Source organism: Leptospira adleri, assembly GCF_002811985.1.
Taxonomy (GTDB): Bacteria; Spirochaetota; Leptospiria; order Leptospirales; family Leptospiraceae; genus Leptospira; species Leptospira adleri.
This window is the reverse complement of sequence record NZ_NPDU01000070.1, coordinates 1-23413: the sequence shown is the minus strand read 5'-3', so window position 1 is coordinate 23413 and position 23413 is coordinate 1. Positions and strand designations below refer to the sequence as shown.

Annotated in this window: 27 protein-coding genes and 1 pseudogene; 7 read left to right on the top strand and 21 right to left on the bottom strand. The window is 40.7% G+C overall.

Translation table 11 applies throughout. The annotated features are described in order from the left end of the window. Positions 1–125: 125 nt before the first annotated feature. Together CH376_RS19470 and CH376_RS19465 are read right to left on the bottom strand one after the other, a co-directional pair. Positions 126–434, bottom strand: a complete 309-nt coding sequence (locus CH376_RS19470) for a helix-turn-helix domain-containing protein (RefSeq protein WP_100787509.1) — start codon at positions 432–434, stop codon at positions 126–128. Further along, the gene (locus tag CH376_RS19465; RefSeq protein ID WP_100787516.1) at positions 424–729 is read right to left on the bottom strand and encodes a type II toxin-antitoxin system RelE/ParE family toxin; all 306 of its coding nucleotides are present in this window, start codon (positions 727–729) and stop codon (positions 424–426) included. Before CH376_RS19465 ends, CH376_RS19470 begins: the two co-directional genes overlap by 11 nt. 483 nt (positions 730–1212) lie before the next feature. Here CH376_RS19465 and CH376_RS19460 point away from each other — a divergent pair, with 483 nt between their 5' ends. From CH376_RS19460 to CH376_RS19450, 3 genes are read left to right on the top strand one after another with little or no spacing between them, the layout of a single operon-like run. After that, positions 1213–1551, top strand: coding sequence for a hypothetical protein (locus CH376_RS19460; protein WP_100787508.1), 339 nt, complete (start codon positions 1213–1215; stop codon positions 1549–1551). Then, entirely contained in the window at positions 1544–2095 is a 552-nt protein-coding gene (locus CH376_RS19455) for a hypothetical protein (RefSeq protein ID WP_100787507.1), read from the top strand. Before CH376_RS19460 ends, CH376_RS19455 begins: the two co-directional genes overlap by 8 nt. 36 nt (positions 2096–2131) lie before the next feature. Next, positions 2132–2503, top strand: a complete 372-nt coding sequence (locus CH376_RS19450) for a helix-turn-helix transcriptional regulator (RefSeq protein WP_100787506.1) — start codon at positions 2132–2134, stop codon at positions 2501–2503. A gap of 87 nt (positions 2504–2590) precedes the next feature. On the opposite strand, the gene CH376_RS19445 is transcribed toward CH376_RS19450, so the two are convergent. The 7 genes from CH376_RS19445 to CH376_RS19410 form a co-directional block, all read right to left on the bottom strand. Further along, a complete protein-coding gene (locus CH376_RS19445) occupies positions 2591–3487 on the bottom strand; it encodes a DUF4238 domain-containing protein (RefSeq protein WP_100787505.1) in 897 nt (298 codons plus the stop codon). Between the two features lie 554 nt (positions 3488–4041). Next, on the bottom strand, positions 4042–4380 hold the full coding sequence (locus CH376_RS19435) for a hypothetical protein (RefSeq protein ID WP_100787503.1): 339 nt from the start codon (positions 4378–4380) through the stop codon (positions 4042–4044). 41 nt (positions 4381–4421) lie between these two features. Further along, positions 4422–5102, bottom strand: coding sequence for a hypothetical protein (locus CH376_RS19430; protein WP_100787502.1), 681 nt, complete (start codon positions 5100–5102; stop codon positions 4422–4424). 39 nt (positions 5103–5141) lie between these two features. Next, a complete protein-coding gene (locus tag CH376_RS19425) occupies positions 5142–5699 on the bottom strand; it encodes a hypothetical protein (protein WP_100787501.1) in 558 nt (185 codons plus the stop codon). Position 5700: 1 nt separating this feature from the next. Then, complete coding sequence (locus CH376_RS19420; protein ID WP_100787500.1) at positions 5701–6642, bottom strand: hypothetical protein; 942 nt, start codon at positions 6640–6642, stop codon at positions 5701–5703. An 83-nt stretch (positions 6643–6725) separates the two neighbouring features. Next, entirely contained in the window at positions 6726–7124 is a 399-nt protein-coding gene (locus tag CH376_RS19415; RefSeq protein ID WP_420843568.1) for a hypothetical protein, read from the bottom strand. 64 nt (positions 7125–7188) lie between these two features. After that, entirely contained in the window at positions 7189–7494 is a 306-nt protein-coding gene (locus tag CH376_RS19410) for a hypothetical protein (RefSeq protein ID WP_100787498.1), read from the bottom strand. Between the two features lie 148 nt (positions 7495–7642). Here CH376_RS19410 and CH376_RS19405 point away from each other — a divergent pair, with 148 nt between their 5' ends. Then, positions 7643–9265 (top strand): phage portal protein, encoded by a 1623-nt coding sequence (locus CH376_RS19405; RefSeq protein WP_243394847.1) that lies wholly within the window; start codon positions 7643–7645, stop codon positions 9263–9265. Positions 9266–9278: 13 nt separating this feature from the next. Here CH376_RS19405 and CH376_RS19400 read toward each other — a convergent pair whose 3' ends face one another. The 6 genes from CH376_RS19400 to CH376_RS19375 form a co-directional block, all read right to left on the bottom strand. Next, positions 9279–10379 carry a PQQ-binding-like beta-propeller repeat protein gene (locus CH376_RS19400; protein WP_100787515.1) on the bottom strand — a complete coding sequence of 367 codons (1101 nt, stop codon included), beginning with the start codon at positions 10377–10379 and terminating at the stop codon, positions 9279–9281. 4 nt (positions 10380–10383) lie between these two features. Next, positions 10384–11454 (bottom strand): hypothetical protein, encoded by a 1071-nt coding sequence (locus CH376_RS19395; protein WP_243394844.1) that lies wholly within the window; start codon positions 11452–11454, stop codon positions 10384–10386. 290 nt (positions 11455–11744) lie between these two features. Then, entirely contained in the window at positions 11745–13256 is a 1512-nt protein-coding gene (locus CH376_RS19390; RefSeq protein WP_100787495.1) for a hypothetical protein, read from the bottom strand. Continuing rightward, positions 13257–13646 carry a hypothetical protein gene (locus tag CH376_RS19385; protein WP_100787514.1) on the bottom strand — a complete coding sequence of 130 codons (390 nt, stop codon included), beginning with the start codon at positions 13644–13646 and terminating at the stop codon, positions 13257–13259. A 43-nt stretch (positions 13647–13689) separates the two neighbouring features. Further along, positions 13690–15396, bottom strand: coding sequence for a hypothetical protein (locus CH376_RS19380; RefSeq protein ID WP_100787494.1), 1707 nt, complete (start codon positions 15394–15396; stop codon positions 13690–13692). 56 nt (positions 15397–15452) lie between these two features. Next, a complete protein-coding gene (locus CH376_RS19375; protein WP_100787493.1) occupies positions 15453–16100 on the bottom strand; it encodes a hypothetical protein in 648 nt (215 codons plus the stop codon). Positions 16101–16492: 392 nt separating this feature from the next. Between CH376_RS19375 and CH376_RS19370 the strand changes: the two genes are divergently transcribed. The 3 genes from CH376_RS19370 to CH376_RS24670 are packed head-to-tail and all read left to right on the top strand — an operon-like array spanning position 16493 to position 18974. Beyond that, complete coding sequence (locus CH376_RS19370) at positions 16493–17086, top strand: hypothetical protein (protein ID WP_243394843.1); 594 nt, start codon at positions 16493–16495, stop codon at positions 17084–17086. Between the two features lie 2 nt (positions 17087–17088). Further along, on the top strand, positions 17089–17613 hold the full coding sequence (locus CH376_RS19365) for a hypothetical protein (protein ID WP_100787491.1): 525 nt from the start codon (positions 17089–17091) through the stop codon (positions 17611–17613). Then, complete coding sequence (locus CH376_RS24670; protein WP_243394842.1) at positions 17610–18974, top strand: LIC10707 family hydrolase; 1365 nt, start codon at positions 17610–17612, stop codon at positions 18972–18974. The genes CH376_RS19365 and CH376_RS24670 overlap by 4 nt, the downstream gene beginning before the upstream one ends. A 40-nt stretch (positions 18975–19014) precedes the next feature. On the opposite strand, the gene CH376_RS19350 is transcribed toward CH376_RS24670, so the two are convergent. The 6 genes and pseudogenes from CH376_RS19350 to CH376_RS19325 form a co-directional block, all read right to left on the bottom strand. Beyond that, positions 19015–19446 (bottom strand): hypothetical protein, encoded by a 432-nt coding sequence (locus CH376_RS19350; RefSeq protein WP_100787490.1) that lies wholly within the window; start codon positions 19444–19446, stop codon positions 19015–19017. A gap of 2 nt (positions 19447–19448) precedes the next feature. After that, complete coding sequence (locus CH376_RS19345) at positions 19449–21257, bottom strand: hypothetical protein (RefSeq protein WP_100787489.1); 1809 nt, start codon at positions 21255–21257, stop codon at positions 19449–19451. Then, positions 21247–21465, bottom strand: a complete 219-nt coding sequence (locus CH376_RS19340) for a hypothetical protein (RefSeq protein WP_100787488.1) — start codon at positions 21463–21465, stop codon at positions 21247–21249. The genes CH376_RS19345 and CH376_RS19340 overlap by 11 nt, the downstream gene beginning before the upstream one ends. Continuing rightward, positions 21465–22241, bottom strand: a complete 777-nt coding sequence (locus tag CH376_RS19335) for a hypothetical protein (protein ID WP_100787487.1) — start codon at positions 22239–22241, stop codon at positions 21465–21467. Before CH376_RS19335 ends, CH376_RS19340 begins: the two co-directional genes overlap by 1 nt. Before the next feature lie 26 nt (positions 22242–22267). Continuing rightward, entirely contained in the window at positions 22268–23011 is a 744-nt protein-coding gene (locus CH376_RS19330; RefSeq protein WP_100787486.1) for a hypothetical protein, read from the bottom strand. A gap of 61 nt (positions 23012–23072) precedes the next feature. Further along, positions 23073–23413 (bottom strand): annotated as a pseudogene (locus CH376_RS19325) (capsid protein); the annotation flags it as partial.

Sequence of the window (23413 nt, the reverse complement as noted above, 5' to 3'; positions counted from 1 at the left end):
CTGTGTACAACTACAACGAATAAAGTGTAACCCATGTCTCCGGTCTATAGTGTTACCGATGTGCCAGAACATACAAGGTACGGACCGCTCAGATGAGACATAAGGTGCATTCACGGAAGTTGAAACTAAGCATGAACTTTCGGAACATGGTAGAGTTCTTTATTGCCTTTCTTGAATACTATTTCGGCCCCGAGCGCTTCAATTACACTTATCAAGCTATTGAAAGTAGGGTTGTCTCTTTTTCCTGATTTAATGTCTTGAATTACGGTCGGGGAAAGATTAGTTTTTTCAGCAAGTTCTCGAACGGAAATATGCTCTTGTTCCATTAGTTCGCTTATCATTTCAGAAAGATAAAACTCGTTATACTTCTTTTCAAAAGATTTTCGCCTTTGAGGGTCTTGCATAATTCTGTCGAAAGTAGATTTACTTTTCATAATATGTTCCTGCATCAATCCTTTCTAAATAATCTTTCCGTAACGCTTTCGCTCTATCTTTCTCATTTGCGGGTAATTTATCTTGTCTCTTTGGAAATCCATTCGTGACTATTATCTTCTTACCCACAGCGAAAAAACAAAGGAATCTATTCGGTTTCGGCTTAAAGGCGAAAATCTTATCACCTTCATTTCGGAACTTTTGTTCGTTAAATATCTTTCCGGAATCTCCCATTTTCTTAACGAGTACAAGAAAGTCATCTTGCTCGTCGATTGTAAGGCTCTCAAAGAATTCCATAGATATGGACTTTGAGTTTTTATCAAAGTACCACTCGATCGAAAAAGCCGGACCTTTATAGACGAGATACTCTGAGGTCTCCTTCATTTTCACTGTAACAATATAATGTTACACCTGCTTTGTCAAACCTGAAAGGTTATAAAAAGTTAAATAAAGTGAAAAACGATAATTCAGCTTGAAAGGGCGATCGGGGTCAGAATGCTAAATAAATGTTTGCTTACTATATGACTACCGATAATATCTATTATGTCCCGTTAGAATTATGTCTCTTAATGAATGAGAAGAAATTATGTATTATCGGAAGTTAAGCAAATATCTGTGATGTATTTAAAAATGAAAATACTTTCCCGGCCACCCTATTTTTACCCGCCTTAATTCTTGAAAGAATCATCGCTTTAGGGTTCTTTTTGCATTGACTAAAAATTAGCAAATATGGACTATATTTTAGTTGATAAGAAAAAGAGAATGTATTAAGTTTTGAAAATGATCCTTGATGGAATTTTTGGGAATGGGACGGCTTCAAGAGTTCTATTACACGTTTACCACTATAACGAAATTCACTCATCTGCGATCGCAAATGACTACGGTACTGCCGTCACACCAATACGACTTCAGCTTGAGCGATTTGAGAGATCTGGAATACTGGTCGCAAAAAATGTAGGCCGATCGCGAGTTTTCGCTTTTAATCCAAAGTCCCCTTTCGTTAAACCAATCAAAGATATTTTGGCTATTTTTTACAATTCCTTATCTCTTGAAGAAAAAGAATCTATCTTTTCAACTCGAAGAAGACCAAGACAAAAGGGAAAGCCTGTCTATGGATGAACCTGACTGGACTCATGTAAACGAGGAAGGACTTTGGCAATTTGTAGGATGGCATTTGGCTAATAAAGGAATTCAATCTGTTTTAGTCGGCGGTGCTGTCGTTTCAATCTATTCAAGAGGTGCTTATCGATCCGGAGATATAGATTTAGTTGAACCGCTTATTTCCAAAGCGACAGAAATAAAATCTGTAATGGAAGGATTAGGGTTTTATAAAAGGAGTCGTCATTATGTTCACCCAAAATGCAATCATCTTTTTATTGAATTTCTTTCTGCTCCGGTCTCAATTGGTGATGATTATAAGATCATTCCAGATGAAAAAGAAATTGAAGGTAAAATATTAAAAATATTTTCACCGACTGATTGTATAAAGGATAGACTGTCTTCTTATATACATTTCAATGCACGAGAATGTCTTGATCAGGCTCTTTTAGTAGCAAGAAGCCAACGTTTTGAGATGAGAATGGTCAAAGAATGGTGTTTTCAAGAAGGTCCATTGGGAAAGGAAGCATTTGAAATGTTCGAAAAGTTATTAAGAATCACTTAGATAAAAAGAATTTGATTATTAATCGAGGTATACTCTATGCAGGCAGTGGTGAAAACGCCCCTTACTGAAGTTACAATTAAAGGTGAAATTTCCTCCTCTCTTTTGAAAGCTCTTAAAAAAGAATTTGGTAAGAAGCTTCGTATTGAAAAGTCAGAGGAATCAATTTCTTGGAAGGAGACTGAATTTTTCAAAGAAAATAAAGAATTTCTTCAGCCAGGTTCTAAAATGAAATACTACAGAAAGAAAGCTGGATTAAGTCTTTCTGAACTCGGGATAAAGTTGGGCGGAATCCCGAGACAAAATCTCTCGGCTATGGAGCTTGGGAAGAGATCAATTCCAAAAGATTTGGCAAAACAGCTTTCGCGAATATTTAAAAAACCCGTTGAAATTTTTCTTTTTACTGAATAGCTTGATTTTCAAGAACATAAATTATGAATTAATATGTATGTAATAGAGCCTAACGAAGCGAGGAGACGCAGTTAGACGCAGTGTTGCTTATTCACGTTTATTATTGCTAATAATTAGAATTTCTTTTAATACTTCAATGATTGGACGCGGAGATAATAGAAATTTAATATCTGAAACCCATTGAAGGTAATTGAGTTCTTTAACTTGGTTTTCAGTTACAGGATAATATTGCCAGTGAGGTTCACTGATTAGATTATCAAGTAAAAAGGCTCTTGCTGGAGAAATAGGGAAAATAATCTGAGTGTCTGGTCTATTTATACCTATATTTCTATCGTTAATGATAAGGACCGGATTATCACTTGTAACAAACAATGGAGCCTCACTAATAAGTATTGACCATCGTTTTTTGAGCAATTCTTGAGTAAGATCCATGGTATGCGATTTTATTTGTGTTAGGTAACTATTCTTTAAGTCCTTTTGATCTTGATTTTTAAATAAGTCATAATCTTTGATATCAAATTCATATTCTATGTTGCGTATTTCTAATTTATCTTCACTTGAAGTTTTATGAGCATCCGCCACTAAATTAATTATATTTTTGTGAATTGAATCCCATTCCAATAATCGATTGGGATGGCGAGTTAGCATCAATGCTAAAAATAGAGAAAACCCTTTTTTGTAAGAACTGGATTTACTGAAATCAGAATTCCCGTACGCTAAGGTTTTCCATATTTGACTCATTAAACCTTCTATATCTGAGAATTCAGACTCCAGTTTAGTATCCTTACCTTCCTCTGAGAGTATTGAGTATAAATCCTTTTTTACAGCGACATTATGAATTCCGGTGGTAAATTCAATCTGATCGGTATTGCCTTTCTGAAAACACCAAATTTCTGGAGTTTTCGTACCTATAGTTTCAGGTAATGAAAAATACTCTAAATAGAATTGAGGAACCCAGTGATGCCTTTTTGGTTGCTTATTCATTTTCTTGCAACATTTCGCCTAACTGGTATTTCAAGAATAACGTATATTCAAAGATAAATAGTCAATAAAAAAAGACCCCTTTCGGGGTCAGAGCGAGTAAGTTGGAAAGGAAAGAAATGATTACTCTGGAGGAGAACTCTTAGTGGGAATTAGAGAGAGGATTTTAGAAATTCCACCGATTGCCTTAGATCCGAATCCGGAGACATACAAAAAAATTCCGGTAAATAAAGAGATCGCTCCCCCGATCAAAAAAACCGAAATCCAGTTTTTAATTGAGCGCCCGAATTCGGCGTCCGATTTTCTGTCTTCCGCAACCTTCTTCCAATAATCTGAAACCTCTTTTTGCTTTAGAAAAGCGTCGAGAGCTCGCGCTCGACCGGATTCGTTGTCGTTACAAATCTGTTCTAGTTCCGATGGATCCGATGTCTTTTTCCGACTTGTTTGATTCTCTTTCATTTTTTGAGTTTCTTTTTTGAAATCAAACGCCGGTTCTACCGGAGGTGAGAAACATCCTGTATAGAAAAAGGTGAGAGCGATTAAAAGAAAAGCCAACTTCATGGATTCCCTCCCCTCGCTTTTGAGATAAACTCACCGACGGCATTTAGAATTTCACCGGTCTTAAACCAAGACATGAGAACAATTCCGGAAGTAAGAAAAAGTCCGTGAACACTGACCCCCCCATAACCTTCGGATATTTTTTGTTCCGGAGTTGTATAGAGAATATAAAGGCCAACCAGAACGAAAAATAGACCAAGCCAAAAGGATTGGTTACTTCTTCTAAACACGTTCTTGTTTACTATTATAGAATGTTTGAGTTTTGATTCTAATTCACGAGCTTCTTGCGAGTCCGGTTGAATGTTTAGAACCTCTTTGGCATTTAGCGGTTGATTCATTCATAAAAAGTAGCATGATCCTAAAAATCGGAACTGGTAGTTCACATATTAGAATCTAAGATTTTCTTCGCTGAATCTTGATTAAATAGTGCATAACAAAAACCTGGAAATTTCGGGTCCGTTTGACGCGCTTTTAGTTCTGCTCCTTGAAAGACGGAAATAAGAGATAGCCATTCGGGGTGATTCCAATAGGCACGAGTAACGGTACATCCAAGTGAACTCACGCCAACGTAATCCTTCTCCATACCTTGCGCGTGAATATTGATTCCGATAAAACCTTTGAAGAGAGGATCTAAGTTGTTCCAAACATGATCGCCGTTTGCGTCTCGTCTGAAAGAAAATTGAGAGGCTTGATTAAAAGCAATATGTCCGTGATGAAGCCCGATCTTAACCAAATACAAACCCTCCTCTACTCTCGCTTCTCCTTCGGTAACTCCGTATTTTAGAAGAGTTTGTTTGGAAACCTTACCGGGATCCATCGTAACTACACGACTCCCCCAGGATTTCCCTCCGGGAAGGATATTGAAAAGAACGTCGTTGAATCGATCGAAACTATCGTCGTTCAAAAAAACTTGGTTGTTTTCAATCGAAATCCCTCGAACTCCAATTAATACGTGATTGTTTTCGAAATCTAATTGCGGCCAGTTCTTTCTTTCTTGAGAAAACTGATAGCGGTGTTTAGTTTCTTCGATTAGAGCGGGGATAAAATGTTCGTATTCCATTTCTCGATCATTTGCGAGAAATGTATATCGGGGAAGATCTTAGAGTTCGTGATTCTTAACGTATTCTGTATAATCGTTCAAATACAATTCGATTCGTCCGGAATCGAAACCTGCTCTGTGCCTTTGCAAATCTAAATATAATTTTACAGCGTCCGGAGAATCCGTCGGAAACTTTATCACCAACCGAATTCCGTTAAATTCGGAAACGTAATCTGTGAATTTTTGTAAAGCAGAACTGCCGGCCGAACTGATCGAGCCATAGTGAGCAAATTCAATCTTGATAGATTCTAAACGGTTCTCTTTTGCTTTTGTATAAAGAGAAATGAGATCTTGGCATAACGTGTCCGAAGACTTTGTAGTAAGGTTTCGATCAAAATAAATATCGAGCCTCGTTACTTCCCTGATCGATCTAAAATACGGACTTGTAACGGGATACGGTTCGAGATTTTTTAAACTTCTTAGTTTTCTTTTTTCTTTGAATTTTTTTAGTCCCCATCTTAGGATTTGAGTTAAAATCATAGCAATCGTTCCGATGAGTCCCAAGTAATTTTGCATATCCTTGTCTTCTACTTCCGACAATTTATTAAATTCTCCCATACTATCCGAGCGCACCAAAACTGATTCCGGTGTATCTGAGTTTACCTGTTTTCCACCAATCTTTTAGCTCATTACTCAGTTGTTTGATTCTCGCTCCATAGAATGCGTTTTCTGCCGACATGGTTGTCCCAATACTCTCACTGATTACGCCGACCGAAGTTGAATAGTTGGCAACACCGCCGATGATTCCTTCTCCGTAAGAAGAAAGAAGGCATATTGCAAAGTATTTAAGAATTTGATCTTTTAAGTCTCTTGGCACTCGCGAAGCATGATCGTAACCAGATGAATAATCCACTTGGTATGCACCCGGTAAGGTTCCATTGGAACTCGTAATTCCGCGCCAGGCTTGAATTCCCATCGTTGGCATCGGCATATTTCCCCAAGGCGCTCTCGTATATACCGCCCTTAGAATTCCGGTTTTGTATTGGATCGTAGCTTTTTGAGTGAGATCAATAAAAGTAGATCCGTTAAAGGGGTATGTAAGAACCCACCTGTGAAGACGACAAAGATTCTTCCTTCTTAGTTTTAGAAAAAAATTCATTCCTTTGGAAGAATCATAATCATAAACATCATCCCATTCTGCAAAATCTTCGATTTTACCAAAACGAGGTTCTAAATCATATCTTCCATTTTGTCCGGGAAGAGGTCTGCTCCTCCAAAGTCTTGGATAAATATCCCAATCTATTTCGTTTGCAAACGCGCGCACCGTTTGATCGACCCAGTTTTTTAATTGGAAATCTTCGAGTTGAGTTCCGCGAGTTGTCATCAGAGGTTCGTTACCAAAAAACATGATTCGGCGAAGCTCGTCTGGATGGATCAATGTTCCCCAACTGGGTAGAGACTGAACGCTTGTATGAAACTCAGGGTAAATTCGCTCGGACAGATCGTGGTATTCGTAGTCCTCGGCTTGTTTGTTTAAGTCGCCATCGTATCCGTGACTCATCGAAACTCTCGATTGCGATTTCTTAAAATGTTAGAGTAGCTTACTGATTTGAAATTCACCCATCAAATATAGGAGTGATTGTATTAATCGGAGAAGATCTGCGACTTTGCGAATTCAAGGTGATCGATCGGGAGAGAATACGTTTTTCCGGAGGTGAGTTCGCAAATCACAGTTTTACCGTCCTCCGCCACTTGTTTCACTTTCGCAAGCATCCCTCCGACATTTGCTTTCCCTTTTGCGTAAACTCGCATTATCATACCGGGTTTTGGAAGTTTAGGACCGGCTCCATACGTTTTTCTTTGTTCTCGCGCTTCGGTTTCAAAAGCCTTGTGGCGAGCGGTCATTTCTTTTATGAGAGCTTGTTCTTTTTCGCTATGGACGGAAGTATGTTGAATTCTACTTCTTTGATGTTTTGCAAATTCAACTTTCTTTTCTCTTGGAGTTAAAACATCATTTCCGGTTTTCGTATTTCGGAAGGCCATGTAATCGCCTCCTTTACCGTGTACGAGAACCTTTTTCTTTACTAAGTTCGTACTTGAAATCATTTCAATGAGACATTGGTGACGCGTTCACCCAAAAACCAGAAACCTCGGTCACTCCTGAAAAGGAAGCTTCGGATACGCAGAGCGGAAGAAAAAATTGAAAGTCTCCTGTTCCAGACCGGGAATAGTTCGTAAGTTTTTGATCAGCGTTGTTTCCTTTTGCGGAAATTGTCCAGCCGCCTATCGCGTGTATGTTGGTAATGTAGTAAAGTCTTCCGGGATCATTTAGGACTTCTGAACCTGGAACGGTGAATTGATTCTGGTATTGAATACGCCCTATGTCTTGCAGGGTGATTGATTTTCGACTCATGCTCTTTATATTAATCAGAAAATCAATATCGGAAAAAGATATGTGTACTCTTAGCCGATAGCGATTTGCGACAAAACCTATTTTTCCCGCCGGAAAAAATCGGAAAAAATAATCCGATAATCCTTTTTTTCATAATCTCAACCGCATGGTGAAACAGGGGAAAGGCCGGCCGCGTGGAAATGATTACGAAAAGAATTTAGAAAAAAGAATAAGACTAGAACGTTCCAAAGAGGTCGGACTTAAAACTGAAAAAATCAATGAACGTCTTTTACACTTAGCAAAGTCCTGGTTTGGACAAGTAAACACTCCGGAAGTCGCCGGTCGAAATCCCGTATATAGCTTCGATCAGATGCAACAAATCAGGGACGGGATCCAGTTGCGACCAACTTGGAGAATTCCAATTCCCCATCTTCGAAGTGCTAGCTACGGTACATCTTTAATCTCGGCAATTCATACGGTTCGCGTAGAAGACTTGAGTAAGTTTGCGCGGATCAGTTCCAAAACCGGTCTTTGGTTTCGAATGGAAGACGAGGACGAAGAAGTCACGGATGAAATCACCGTGCGGATGAAACGATGCGGAAAGTGGTTTGATAAAATGGGTGATTTGACAGCTGGTTGGGCAAACCGCGATCATTTAGGTTCCGTTTTTGAAATGATGACGAGAGATACTCTCACCATCGATTCAATAGCATTCTTTTTAATTTTTAATTCCTTCGGTAAGTTAATAGAAATCAGATATTTGGATCCCGCATCCATATTTCCAGTCGATCCCACAAAAGGATACAGGGGGGACCATTCCGTTGCATTTGTCCAAATCATCGATGACAATGTAGTCGAAACGTTCGGGGCAAACGAAATCCTTTGGCTCCACAAAAATCATCTTTCTGATGTATCCATGAGGGGATTTGGATTCTCTCCTTTGGAAGCGTGTATGCTCGATCTTGTCGGAGTCATCAATTCACTCAAATTTAATCGAGATACATTTTCAAGACAACATCCTTACGGTTATCTTTCGTTCCAAGGTGATATTAGCCAAGAGGCGTTAGATTCTCTTCAACTTCAATGGCAAGAGATGATCTCTGGTCTTGATGATTCTCATCGAATCCCGATCCTCGGAACTTCTGCGGGAGAAGTAAAATGGACCCCACTCAATATTCCAAATGAAATGGTATTTAAAGATTTAATGCAGTGGTGTGTTTCACTCGTCCTTATGGGGCATGGAATGGACCAAGCAGAGTTGGGACTTCGACTCATCGGCTCTCAATCATTATCAGAAGCCAATCAAACTGAAAAAAGTAAACATAGTATGACTCGCGCAAAACTCAGTTTACTTACCTACTTCGAATCTGCTTTTACAAAACTCAAAAACTTCCGTGAGGATGATTTCGGCGGAATTGTTTGTGAATTTAGTGGAAAAGATCCGGAAGACGAAAAAGATAAAGTTCAAAAACAAAAAGATGAAGTTTCAAACTGGAAACTTGTGGACGAAATTCGAATTGCACAAGATAACCCGACAATCGGGGAAACTCTCGCAGACCTTTACGGCGTTCCAGTCGAAGATTACAAAATGGCCGGAGCTCTTATTTTAAATCCAATTTTTCAACAAAATATGATGCAAATCCAACAAAATGCAATGGGTGCAATGCAAGGACAGGATTATTCTGAAATGGGATATGAAGAAAACGGCGAACAGGGCGATAATCCCGAAGATTCGAAATTTCGTCTCGACGAGGAAGAAGAATTTGAACCGGACAAGGATCTAGTATTTTAATTAAATACTTTCTTTAGGAAAGATTTAACTTTGCAATTCTCACGCGAGACTGTCCGCCTACGTTACTGAAACCGCCTGCAATCCACAAAGTATTCCCATCCAAAGCGTAGGATGTATCTACTGTCGCGTCAACTCCACCCGTAGGATACCAAGAAAGGGTTCCTGCGGTTATGGTACTCACAGATGCAATTCGGCTCCTTGCGGTCCCGTTTACTGTAGAAAAGTTTCCTATTAGATACAAGGAAGTTCCGTTCAATACAAGCCCAGTGAGCTGACCTCCGTTTAAATCAGGCAACCAGGAAAGTAAAGATCCAGTTGTCGCATCGATCGCGGCGATTCCAAACCGAAGAGTGCTGTTTAACGAAGAAAACGACCCTCCTATATATACTATATTGCCATTTCTTACTATAGTTTCAACGTAGTTGTTCCCTCCCCCATTTGTTGGATTCCAAGAAAGTACACTCGCAGTCGATGGATCCACAGCGGCCAAAAGCGTGCGAGATTGGCCTCCGACGGACGTAAATCCTCCACCTAAGTATAGGACCCCACTATTTAGATACAAAACGTTTAAGTTAAAATTTACTCCACCCGAAGGATACCAAGAAAGTGTTGCACCGGTATTTGCATCAACGGCTCCGATATTTGTACGCGCAACACCTCCTATTGAGGAGAATGATCCACCAATGTAAAGAGTGGACCCTGAAAGAACTAAACATTTTCCAAACGTAGTTCCACCAAGCCCGCCCGTCGGATACCAAGGCAAGACCGCTCCGGTTGTTGCGTCTAACGCGGCGATTCCGTTACGAGTAGTTCCGCCGATGTTAGTAAAACTACCTGCAACAAAGAGAGTGTTACCGCTTAATGCCAATCCATAGATGTCAGAGTTTGCGCCGCCTGTCGGATACCAAGAAAGAACGGCTCCGGTTGTTGCATCGATTGCGGCTATACGGTTTCGAGTTTGTCCTCCGATCGAAGTAAAGAGTCCGCCTACAAAGATCGTATTCCCGGATTGAACCATTGCTTTGATATAATTCCCAACTCCTCCTGTTGGATAAGCTGGATCTAAAGTCGGTTTTGGAACTTGATTTTTAAAAAATCCAAATGGAAGAAACATTCGTTTAACCCATACTGAGAACAGCGGATCCAAAAATAACGCCGTTGATTTTTATGAATGTATAGATGTCTTTTCGAGAAGCAGTTGAAGACGGCGTTGGGACGGTCGCACCTGGCCACAAAAACGTTCCTCCCGTCCAAGTTATCGTATATGCTGAACCCGTGGATTCAAAGACTACGTTTACAACTTCGTTTTCGGTTAAATTAGAAATTGTTATCGTTGCGGTTCCTCCTGTAATTCTAAAGAGATTCGCCGTTGCGCAATCGATCGTTTTATTACCAGCTGGAAGAAGAGATGTTACAGGAGACGATTGTCTTACATAGTCTGTGATCGTTTTCATTCCGGGAGTATTCAAAGCTCCCGGTTGAGGGATAGATTTTAGACCTGTTGCTGTGCTTGAATCGAAAGCAAGTAATTCGTTGTCGGCACCAACTGGAAAGGCAACGAAGCTTCCCGAATCGTTTTTTGTAATCAATTGACCTTTAGATAGAATCGTTCTTTCTAAGGTATGTTCAAAGTCGATATCTGATCGGGTTCCTAAAAATGAGGGTTGTGATTGAACAACGTTACCAATCGAAGGACTCGAAGCTCCGTAATTTGTAACGTTTAAATTTCCTAAAGAATTACTTTTAATAAGGTTTGGATCCACGTTGCAAAAGCCGGATACGGCAAAAATTTGAAGTGTGCGATTTGCAAGAGAGAATAAAGAATTTCCAGGTCCGACAATTTGGGAATTTCGCATAAAGATCGTTAGGGAACCCGTAATGAAATCGACTCCGTTTGACGAGGTTCCACTGTACTGGATACTTGCATCGATCATTGTAAATGCGTTTGTTCCGGAATTATCGTTAAAGTGGGATGAGAATTTAAGATTTAATCCTCTTATCTCAATAGGCCAAGTGCTGAGTAAAAAACCGGATGTAAAAGTCACGTCGATATAGTTCGCTTTTTTGTATCGTGGAAGAAGTATAAATTCTGAAAAGTTTACGTTATCAACGGGAACTGCAATTCCTTGAAGTGAATCATCAAATTGAATGTATTTTAAACCCTGCTTACTTTGAGTCGCGACTATCATCGTTGCCCAATCGTTATATACGTTTCCGATTGGTGAAGTTTCACCCGGTCGAAAGATATAAACGTTTCCGCTTGCGACGACCGGCGGACGTTGACTCCCTGTTAAAAGGCCGTCCGTATCGAGAGTCGCGATCCCGTTTGGAATGGCCTTTGAAGAAGTATTTATTTTCGAATTTAACGATGTTTGTAAATTTGAGAAAGAATCGATTCTCGCACTTGCTTCGGCAGAAACTAGATTGTCCGCGTAGGCTCTGATAGCGTTATCTTTTAAGTAGTCGTTCTTAAAAGATTTCATTTGTATTCTACCTTGAATCTTACAGAGCGCGTTTGAAAAAGAACATTCCCACTAAACTGAATCGATATATTGCCGGAATCGTCATAGTAAATAGTGTTTGAACCTGCTGAAGTCGAAGCCGAAAACCATTTCCCACTTCCGTCGCTAATAAAAGCAATCACGGTAAGGATATTATTTCCTAATCCTGTTGCAACGCTACAAAGACCGGTTGAATTCGTAATTCCCTCAAACCATGCGTTTTTTATGAGTGTACCCACTACTGCGTTTCCCGAACCTTCTTGAAAAGTGCCGACTAACGCGACATTTTGAAGAACTGTCAAGTCTTGAGTGTCCGCGTATTGTTTTACGGCTCTTGCAGAAGGCGCGAGTGAGGTTTCAGTAAAGAGAGGATTATCCGAAATAAAACCGGCGGAGGGTGATACGTTATTGTAGGCAGGAAGAGAAAGGAAATACCAACTTTCTCTTTGAGATGAAAATGCGAGCTCCCAATATCCTCCGTCTAAATCCAATTGCCAATCTTCAGTTTGATCTTCAATCAATTGACCATTCCTTAAAACCGTAATTGGATTCGTTCCTGCGACATTCGAAACATCTAAAATTCCGACAACTGTATTGTCTTCGGGATTTAGAGGAAGTGTGATTGAGATCCCTCCTCCGGAGACGTCACACAAAATTCGTTCATATTTTGAAGCGGTATATGCGCTATTTTGGAGAGGGGAGTTTTTTAAAGATCCGAAATTAGTTTTCCATGTTCCGTCTCCTGACAAGAATTTCTCTCTGTCAAGGATGAGAGGAAAAGGAACAAGACCCTTTATCCCGTTAGTCGTATCCGTTGCTCCGATGAATGGATCATCCAAAGCAAGCGTTCCATTCTTATCAGGTAGAAAGAAAGATTTTGCCGCGGTTGCAAGGGATCGAATGACACTGACGATCGAACCATTTGAAATCAATTCAATTCCAGGATTTCCGGAATCATTGGAAAGACCAGGAAAACCATTTACCGAATTTTTCTCAGTCCTCAATTGATACTGAGGGTGATCGTCTGAAGACGCTAAACCTAAGAGTTGTGAATGTTGTTGGACCCTTGCCGTAGTTTTTAACCACCTTCCTGGATTTGGAAGAGCTATATCGTTAGGAACGACGCATCTGGTTACATCCTGTGGATCGGGAACTGTGGCAGTTGATTCTGAATCGAATTGGTAGAATGCTAGTTCGTTTTCAACTTCTCGAATTTGTTTATCTTTACGATCAAAAGCCGGAATTGCTCTGAGGTCGGATAAAGATTGAACGGGAACGTTCCAATTTGAAAGAACTTGTTCTTTGATCCAATCTAGATTGACTGCGTCATTTCCTGACTGTGGATTGCCAACTCGAAGTCTTCCAAAATCAGAATCGTCTGGAAGACGTATATCCAAACCTGAAGATGATCCCTTGATTTGCGGACCACCCTTGCCGATTCGGACTTGTGATCCAATTCCTCTAAGTAAGAAATCAAATACAGGATTCATTTATCCCAAGTAAACTTCTACTAAGACTTGATTCGTATCATAAGTTGTCGCAACTCTCAAAGAAGTAAGACCTCCAGACCATGCCATAAATCCTTGAGGTAAAGGATGATCGGTTGCAGATTCATTAATACGGACTACAATCGGTGCGGGGTCGTCTTTTTTAACTCCAATTGCTGTGTCGTCTGCGAGATAAGTTCCAAGAATCAGAACATATTTAAACTGAATCCCAGTTGGAATGGGGATGGTTACCAAATTGTCTGATTGTTTAAAGGCTTTGGTAAGTTTTTGAGGTTGTTGAACTTGAAACTCTTGAGCGAATTCTTCAACCTCTCTTTCGATCGCAACGCCGGTTCGATTGAATAATTGAAAAAGAATACGGTGTATTTCCATTCCGGTAGTTTGCATTGGAATGAAAAATCGGAATTTAGAATTGTTATTTCGATCGAACCAAAAGACCGGCGGGGTTTGCCAGTGTCGCAAGTTTTCCGAGACCACCCATCATGTCTCCGAGCGCGCCACCAAAGTCACCCTTTGCAAGTTTTTCTATCGTTCCAACGAGGGAGGTAATCTGTCCTGAAATAACGGGAATTACGGATTTTTCAATATTGGAAACGGTCGATGCAAGGCTTTTCATAGCTCCTTTGTTTTCATTGAATAAATCAATCATAGCTTTATTCATGTCATATCCAATTTGAGCGGCTTGAGCGCCTACGTCCGTGGCAAAGGTTTCTTTTTTTGCGTTGTCGAGGTTTAGTCCTTTGTTATAGCCAGCGTTAATTGTTGAGTTATCTGACTTGATGTCGTTATATCCAAACTTCATTCCAGCCATTTCCGAAAAACTTCCTCCCTGCATTTTATTTAAAAGACCGCGTGTTGTTGCATCTATTCCCCCCATTGCCGAAGACATATATTTCCCAGGATTTAATTCGGATTCTCTGATGGCTTTTATCACGTCTCCACCGTTCGCTTTTAAAGCTTCCGCCATAGAAAGAGAACCAAATACTCCTCCGCCAAATGCGCCGTTTCTTCCTTGATCTGATAGCTGTTCCGAAAGAGCCATTCTTCTTGAGGGATCCATATTGATCCCGTCCGTTCTTTGCAAACCGGCTGAAAATTTCGCGTAGTCGTTTATATCTCCTGAATATCCTTTCCCTCTTAAATTTTCAGAAATGGTCGCGAGTTTTGAGATATATTCGGATTGTCTTAAACCCTGAAACCCAGAGGCGGAAGCTCCACCACGAAGAAAACCAACGTCTGCATTTTTCGAATCTTTTCGAATCGTTTCTAACTCTTTAACTACCTCAGCGATTCCTTTTCCTTGAGAGGCGGCGAAGAGCATTGTCGTTTCATCTATCTGGTTTCCTTTTCCAAATATGTTTTCACCCGTTACTCGACCTTTCGCTACGTTTGCCTGTGCGAGTTCTGAGTTTGCGAAATATCCTTTACCACCGCCAACGTAATCGCCGGTCGCGCCAATCGTTCCGGACTGACTTTGCATAGCCGCGTGATATTGTTCTCCGATTGCGGATATTGTTTTTAAAACTCCTCCAGCAATAGCGAAAGCGGCGCCAGCGATCGGAATCGCGGCTCCCATCATTGAAAAATTATTTCCTCTAACGGATCCACCGTCGCCTCCCGATCCTCCCCCTCCTCCGGATCCCTGAAGTCCGGAAAGACCACCTTTATCAAAATTTGCGTGTTGAATTTTGATTTCAGCTTTTTGAAGTTGAAGCTGTTTTGCAGAGGTGAGTCCAATTCCGCTTGAACTTGCGGATGATTCTTCTTCCTCTCCGTCTTTCTTCTTTTTCTTTTTTCGAAATAGATCGCGAGCGGCTGAAAATTTCTTATCAAGAGTATTAAAAAATCCGCCGCTTTGAGTCTCGTCTAAATCCGATCCATCAGCTCCGACTTTCGAAGCCATTGCACTTCCACCCGCATACCTGGACGCGGCCTCGAGTTTCTTTTTTTCGGAACTCCCTCCTCCGCTTCCACTGGATGATCCTTTTTTCTCGGGAACCTTCCCTCGACCTGAAACGGGAATCCCTTTCTTTCCCTTTTTAGCAATTCGGTCGTATTCTTTGTCTACTGATTTAAAATCGGGCGTTGCCTTGACTTTTATGTTTAAAGATTCTTCAGCCATAGAATTTTAATTCGTTATCGATTCTTTCTAAGAGTTCTTTACGCTTTAATTCTCCTTCACTCATGAGCATGTCTTGTGAATACCCGGCCTCTGCCTCCAGGATACTGGCCATTGTCGGGCTTATATTCTCTAGGAATTCCATCGATTTCATCTTCATTACTTGGCGTTTCTGAGACTTCAGTTTCGCTCTCATGAGAAGATTCGGAATGTCCAGTCTTGCTGTTGCTTCGAGGATGAATCTCTTTTGTTCGAGAAATAGATTTCCCAGATGCGTGACTCCTCTCGGAAGTATTTTCATCTGGTTCATTAGAAAGAGGTCGAGAAGATTCTCTTCGTCGTTCAGTGCGTCGAGCGTCCCGATTTTTTTTTAACTCTGATTTAAACCAGTTTTCCTTTTTCTCATATTCTTTAAAGAGTCTGATGACAAACTCTTTGTCTCTTATCTGTTCAAAGGTCTGGATGTCTGGAATCGGAAAATCTTCAGGGATTTCTTTGATGACGTGATTTAAAGTAGCGATTGCGTAGATATATCCGTAGGTCGTATTTGGAATCGATTCAAGCGATGCGCCGTTTAGTCTTTTTGCAACCGCAATTTCAATGTCAAGTTCCGTACTAGGGTCAGCAATTTCCGCTTCGAATTTGTAAGAGTCGCTTTCGTATTTTGCATTTAAAGTAACTCTCTTATTAGGTTCCAGAATTCTCATTCATCAATCATCTAAGTTAGTTCGATATCGGAGAAGATTACTTTGATCCGCAAAAAGTGAACGGATTAGAATTATGAGTTCATATTGCTTAAACAAAAATAAAATCTAAACAAGAGCCAATCAAATTATAAAGCAATATGAAATAGGCCCTATCAAATTCGCTGAGAAATCGATAGATAGGTCAGTGATTATTTTTTCGTATTTGAAACAAAAAAAATATGGCTACTTTTTAAAGACAATTAATTTGACATAAAGCGCACAAAGCCCGACTTTGGGATATATTTTTGAAATATAGGGACAGAATGCGCATTTCTACTAAGTCAGCTAGTTTTCTTTTAACGTTATTTCTCTTTCAAATGAATTGCGGTGACTTTACTGCACCAGACCCCCGTTTGCGTAAAAAACAACTCACTCAAAAAATAACTCCTCTTCTCTTAGGGATCCGAAATCCAGATTCTTCAAATCAGAATTCTCCCTCTAACTCAAATTCTTACGATCCAAATGCAAAATATCTCCCAAGTGATGAAGAAATTCATTCTACATTGGAATTGGAAAAGAATTTAGAATCTCAAGAACTTTTAACGCCGGAAGCTCTTCAAAAGACAACATCCGATTTTTCTTCACTGAATCAATACGTTGTACTTTCTCCAGGCGAGATCGATGCAGAGGCTCAGGCTTGGAAAAATGGGACTCCCCTTCCTCCTAAAACTCTTACGCCGGAAGAACAACAAGCAAGATATGAATCCAAACTGAACCAAATGAATTCTTATTATGGAAGTGCTTTAACAGAAGTCCCAAAGCTTTCGACTTTACAACTCACTAATTTAAGATCAAATTCTTTTATAGGAATCTTTGCCTATTCTTATCTTCAAGATTATATAACAGAGCTTCCGGACCAGGAAAAACAAATCTTAGAAAAGAATTTGGCTTGGCTAGTTTCTCTTAGAAAAGCGGCGATCGACGAAATGGCGAAAAGGGGTCTTTAAAAATGAAAAAGTTCAAAAAAATTATTATCAGTTTTTGTATTTCAATTCTTATTTTCGGATTTGTCTCCTGTCAGGAAGAAAATAAGGGAGGGATTAATGAGGGCTTACTAGTAATTTGGTCTGAAACAATTCTAGGTTCCTCTGGGCCGTATGATTCCGCCTGCCAAAATCCAAGCGAATCATCTATTCTACCACTCAGCGCACCTGTCTCAATCACTGGAAATAGTAAAAGATATCGTATGACGACCGGTCCGAATGGACTGAAGTATTCTTTTACTTTGTCAGCAGATTATCCTGCCTGTGGAGTTAATTTGATAATTAAAAACTGTCTAAGGCCAAATATTCGTGCTACTGATTCATTAGTTTCTTGCAACCAAGGTACATATTCGAATTACGTTTCAGGCGGAACTCAAACTTGCACAATTCCTTCTTTTGCAAATCAACAGGTATTAATTCTAATAGAACCGAATTCAGATCAGTATCCGAATATTTCCTGTGCGACGATTACTTTTGAGGCTCTTCCATGAAATTACTAAACGCGATTTCCATATTTACGTTCTTAATATCTTCTTCTTTAATGGCTCAACCTTTTTTTGGTATTCCAGACGTACCTGATTGTAATACAGTGGGGAAATTTGATGATCCGATTCAAACAACACCAGATCCTTCGAACCCGCTTTATTATTCGAAAACAACGGTCACCTTCTATGGCGACAGTCGAATTGACTTTGCCAATGCGGTACCTAAAGATATCAATGCGGCCGCTTTTTATGCACCGATCATGCATAATAACGATTATCCAGGTAAATCATTTTCACCAGGACTTTTCTATGGAGTTTCGAGTTTGGATTTTTACTTAGGAACAGACTCCTCTTGGGACATCCAAAACTTTGGACACGGTGGTGATAATTCCGAGGCTATGCTAAGTCAAATCACGACATGCCTAACCAACAAACCAAATTACAAAATAGCTCCTAACGTAGCTTTTGAAATTGGTGGTAATGATTATCTTCAAAATTTTCTAATGTTAGTTATGATGCCATGGCATTCACAAGAATACATAAATCGAGCATTGAATAATATTGAAAAGGCAATTACCAAGCTATATCAAGTTAGGAAAAATGTTTTAATCATTGGTAATTACCCGGCTGTTGGATGGTCAGCTCAAAGAGGTTTGCCAGGAAAAAATGGATACGCTTTTGACGGCGTAAATTATAAATATCAAGCAATCCTTCAAGGATTTTCAATATCAAGTCAGCAAGAATTTAAAAATTCCCTAACAGAAATGAAACCGATTCTTAGTAATGCGTTGATTGCCTATGGAGGGGTTGTTGCACTTTCCGATATGATGTCTGGTGCCGCTTTAGCAGGGGCGGGTTATCTTTTAAATCCAGAACAAAGCGGCACATGCTTTGGATCAAAAATTCCAGCCAATGGACAAATTCCCGCCTATTTTTGTTGGATTGCGGCAAATCAAGCCGCCGCAGGCACATTGCCTTCGTTTCTAATGGGTATTCAGGAAGGTGCATATTCCGAAATTCAAGCTCGTAGAAATCCTTATTTTCAAGCTCAAGGATTAACATTGGAATACCTTCGTCTTTGGGAAGCTTTTGTAAACCCTTCTACATTAGAACCATGGGTCGCAAATGACGCACTGATGGGAGATCTTGTTCATCCAAATGCGATTGGATTAACTGTTTGGGGTTATCACGTTTCATCAAAAATCAAAAGCTTAGGTTGGCACCTTCCAAAAAATCCACCAGTAACGCCGCCGCCACCTCCTCCAACTGATAATGGTGGTGAGAACACAGGTAGGGTTGAACCGGGTCCAATTTCTGATTTGGATTGGATATTGCTCTGTTTCCTGTTCGGGATTTGTCATCTCTGAAGCATATTATCGCAGACTATGGGAACCATTTAAAATTCTTTCAATTGAATGCTTCCATAGGCTCCCAATCCATTAACTCGAATTCGATCTCTCTTCCGGAGAATTCGTTATTATTTAATCCGAAACCGTCGGTATTCACGGCTCCTGTGAGAAGACCAACACGTTTTCCGGTAGTTTTGTCTATGACTAAAATATCATAGAGATCGTCGGCGTGTTCATCGCTATTCGTATCAATTACGACGACTCCTTCAACAGGAGTTCTCAGAATATGAAACTCACCCGATGCTGTTCCTTGCCATGCAAGAGACTTTAAACCTCTTGGTTTTCTGTATCCGAGTGCTTGAATTCTTTCAACGTTATTGTTTACGTTCACTCGTAACGATTTCATAAAACCGACTGCTTGACCGTTAATTTTAACGATTGCGTCGTTACCCGTGAGAACAGCCGGATTCGGCCGTGCGCTCTTAGCCATTTTTAACCTCCGTTATTCGTTCCGCGAATAACGTCCAAATTGACTAGAAAGAACATGTAGTTGATCGGACTTACTATCTTGCCGTCAGGGAATACGAAATACACGGCGTCACCATCACGACGAATATCGAACTTCTCGTCGAATGCGGGTTCCCCTGTGTAGATGTTTCTTGTAAGCCAGCCGTATTGTGTAATGTACACATTACGAAAACGTTGTGTTACTGCGGTCCGAATGTCCGCGTCAGTAAGATTTGTTCCAAGTGCGTCGGGATCTGTAGGTACTTCGCCGATAAAGGTTACGTCGAGCCACTCTCTAAAGTCCTTTACGAGAGCAAGAGCTGTGCAAACGGTCGAGGCTTGATTTTTAATCAGGTTTTGAGCCTGATATGAGGTCAGACTCATTTCGATCTTGAACGCACCGTTATTTGGCTTTCTCGTAACGACAAGTCCACCCGCTCTTAGTATTTTTTTGATTTGGTTCTTAGATAATTTTTCGGGTGCGTCTACGATATTTAGGTCTTTGTAGGTCGCGGTTTCTCTTACGTTACCGGATGCTTTGATTGCGTTATGCAAAACCGCAAGCATCCAGCCGGGGTACGTTTTTAAAGTTATCTTGTCCGCCGCGTAACGAGTGATTGGAGAAAACCCCAAAACCATGTATTCGGAATTGGCAGACTTGATGTCTTCGATTCTTGCATCGACTGATTTCGTTAAGTCGAGTCCTGCCCCACCAAATCTTTCATCGGCTCCGTCGGGTGAATTTCCGAATGCTAGTTTATCAGCAAGATAGAGCACGACTGATTGGATCGAAGTGCAGACGTTGACGTAAAAACCTTTGGAAACTTCCGTATCAAAAACAAAATCGATTGCGTCGATATAGTCCTGTGCGGTTGCAATCCCCGTTGAACCACCGTTTAGATAGGTAAAAGACGCCATGTCTGCGAGTGGTTTTCTTTCCGGAGTTGCGACAATTTGAGCAAGCCCGTTTCCTAAGAAGAATCTCTCTTGCTGGAAAAGAAGCGACTTCATCGTGACCGGAACGGTTTTTACATCCACAGCATCGGCAAGGGAAAGATAGTCTAGGTTTGCAGTTTTCCGGTCGGGTTGCGAAAGAAGAATAATCTGATAACCGACACGACTCGAAACATATCCGACGAGTTCTCCAAGTGTTGAATAGTCTTTGATTGGAACGGTTAGGTTTCCGGACCCATCCGTTGGAGCAGTTCCCGAAAGGGTTACTCGGAGTATAGTCCCGTCGAAAGATAGGATTGCGTTTTGTCCGTCGCCTACATATTGAATTTGTAATTCGTTTGATTCTAAGGGAGAAGAAGTTCCGATTCCGTCACTATCTCCGATTTGAATAATCGTTCCCCCGTTCGTTACCCGAAACCGAATTTGATTTCCTCTCGGACCGGGAACGATTGCTTTTACGGTATTCGTAACCGTTGCAACGATCGATGAGGCGGTAGCACTTGCAGAAACGTTTGGGTTTATGTTCAGAGCTTTGATAAGCTGGGGACCAGCTGTAAAACGAGAATCTTTGGAAGGAGAGAATGCGTTTGAAACTGCGTCTGCTAAATCGCCGGAAAAAAATACCGACTTCGCTTCGTCGGCACCGCTAAATTCTAAAACTCGTTTCGATATTTCGAGACTTGTGTCCCCTGCGTCGTAGCCGTTGTCTGCGGATCCAATTAGTACGAGAGTATTTAGATCTGGAGAAATGCCTGTACTTTGAGCTTTAACTCGGAAAGCTCCGCGCGCTCCTGGCTGGATGTATCCGCGACCTAAGAATTCTACATCCCTAGTTCCCATGATTCACAGCCCTCCAAATTTCCTCGAAGGAGTTGTTACCCTTTGCTTTTAATTCACGAAAAAAGTATTCACGGAAACGGGGAGTAATCGTTCTTCCAAGTTCTCTTTCTTTAAAGAGAAGAAACTCTTGGGGTGTTTGATTTGTTTTGGGTTTAGTTAAAACTTTTGAATCAACTTTTCCCCTTTGCAAATTTACGTCTTCTTCCATTAAGGATTATCCTCTAACCCGAAGTTGCCTTCCAGTCGGGTTTTGCTTCCCGATAAAAATACATCGAAGGAGCTAATATCGGGAAAAAGGAATGAAGGTTTGGTTCGAAAAATTGATTTTGTTTGAATGAGTTTTACTCTGATTTCAAACCCCCAGAAAGGTTCAGAGAAATCGGCGGTGCTTAAATTAGGTTCTGTGTCTTCGGGAAGAAAAACAGTTAGTCCTGGATAAAGGACGGGAAGATCATTAGCCATGAGCATTGTCACGGCAAGAGCGGCGTCATAGATCCATTTATTTGTGTTTCGACCGGCGTTACCTGTCGCGAACCCGCAAATGACTACCTCTGATTCAACGGTGTATTGAAGTTGTTGGAAATTTTTCTTTCGACTAAATTCATCTAAGAAAGCCTTTGTCGGAAGGCGTTGGCTTTCAGGTAGTTCTGAAATCTTAGTTAAATATTTTCGGAAAGATTCTGAATTCTTAAAGTGATGTTCGTTTAATCCTAAAAATTGAGTATTTCGATCCGTTGTGCATTCGATTCCAATCTTTGGAAATTTTGTATTCGGTCCAGTCGTCGAAACTCCTTCTTGATAGAGCGGATGACCGTGTTCGATAGGAACATCAATGTTTCGTAGTGCAAGGCCTGTGAGTGGTAAGGAATTACGAAAATATTCTACAACCGTATCTTCCGGAGGAGCTGGATACGTGATTAGGATAGCCCCCCGATCGCGTCCGTCTTGTTGTCTAGCTTCTTCTTCCCGAAGACTTATATCCATTCATCCGGATCTTAAACGGAAACGGATTATCGGTTCTTTTTTTTACTGAGTAAGTCTAAAATCAGATTTTTGGCATCTAAAGCGACTGCTTGCTTTAGAGTTTTAGATTTTAACGCTGATTTCACATCCTCTTTGATTCCTGCTAGAATTTTTTGAGCTGGAATCGCCGGTTGAAAGAAGTCGCGACTTTTTTCGGTAACAACGACGAATTTTACGAAGGATCTTTGAACGGTTCCATTTTTGTACTTTTGTTCTCTTGCAAATACGTTTCCTTTACCAGTCATGCCAGGATCTTGCCTGTATTTGTAACGGTTTCTTGTTACCATTTGTCCGTGAGCATTCTCCTCTTTGAAAGTTCCGGTTTTAATGATCACAGAATTGATTGAATTGTTTTTTGGACTAACACGAGTTCCATTTTCATTTTTAGTTATCGGAACGATTACATAAGGACCGTTCTCACCCATTCTCGCTCGACTTCCACCAAGAAGTGAGGGACGCATATCGTAACGTCCTCTACCTCGTTCGATGACCGCCATGTAATTATACTTTCCCTTATTCGGATGATATACTTGAAATCCTCCCGGAATAGGACGTATTAAAATTCCTCCCCCTCCTCCGGGACGATTGGACATTGCCATTCTTCCCCACCAGCTAGGTTTTGCGGCGAGTGTATTGTTCGTCCACGCCTCTTGAGTCGCTTTTGCGATTCGATTTAGAACGAATCTGGTTTTTGGAAATTTTCCTTGTTCAAAGAGTTGTTCGTAGTTCATACAAAAAAGGGGTAGAAAACTCTACCCCTTTGAATGTTTCTAAACGTTTTTCGGGGTGACTTTAGAGTCTTACTGGAACATTCGTAAAGACACGGAACTTGTCTTCCGCGAGAATTTGAAGAACGCTATAGTTTTCAACGATTCCTAAACGGGAACGTAAAGCTCCACCAGCTCCGTAAGGAAAAAGCGTTTTCGTATATCCCAAAAGTTCCGTCAAGACGAGAGTTCTTGTATCGTCACTCGCCGACTTAGAATTAAAATCTCCCATCACCATGATCGTGGTTCCGGGTAAATCTTCGTTTAAATCCTGTACGATTGTAGTCGGACCCGCAGTGTTTTTCTTTACCTCTCTCATGTAACGGATGAGAGAAGAATTCGGTCCCGTTTCACGAAAGATCACAT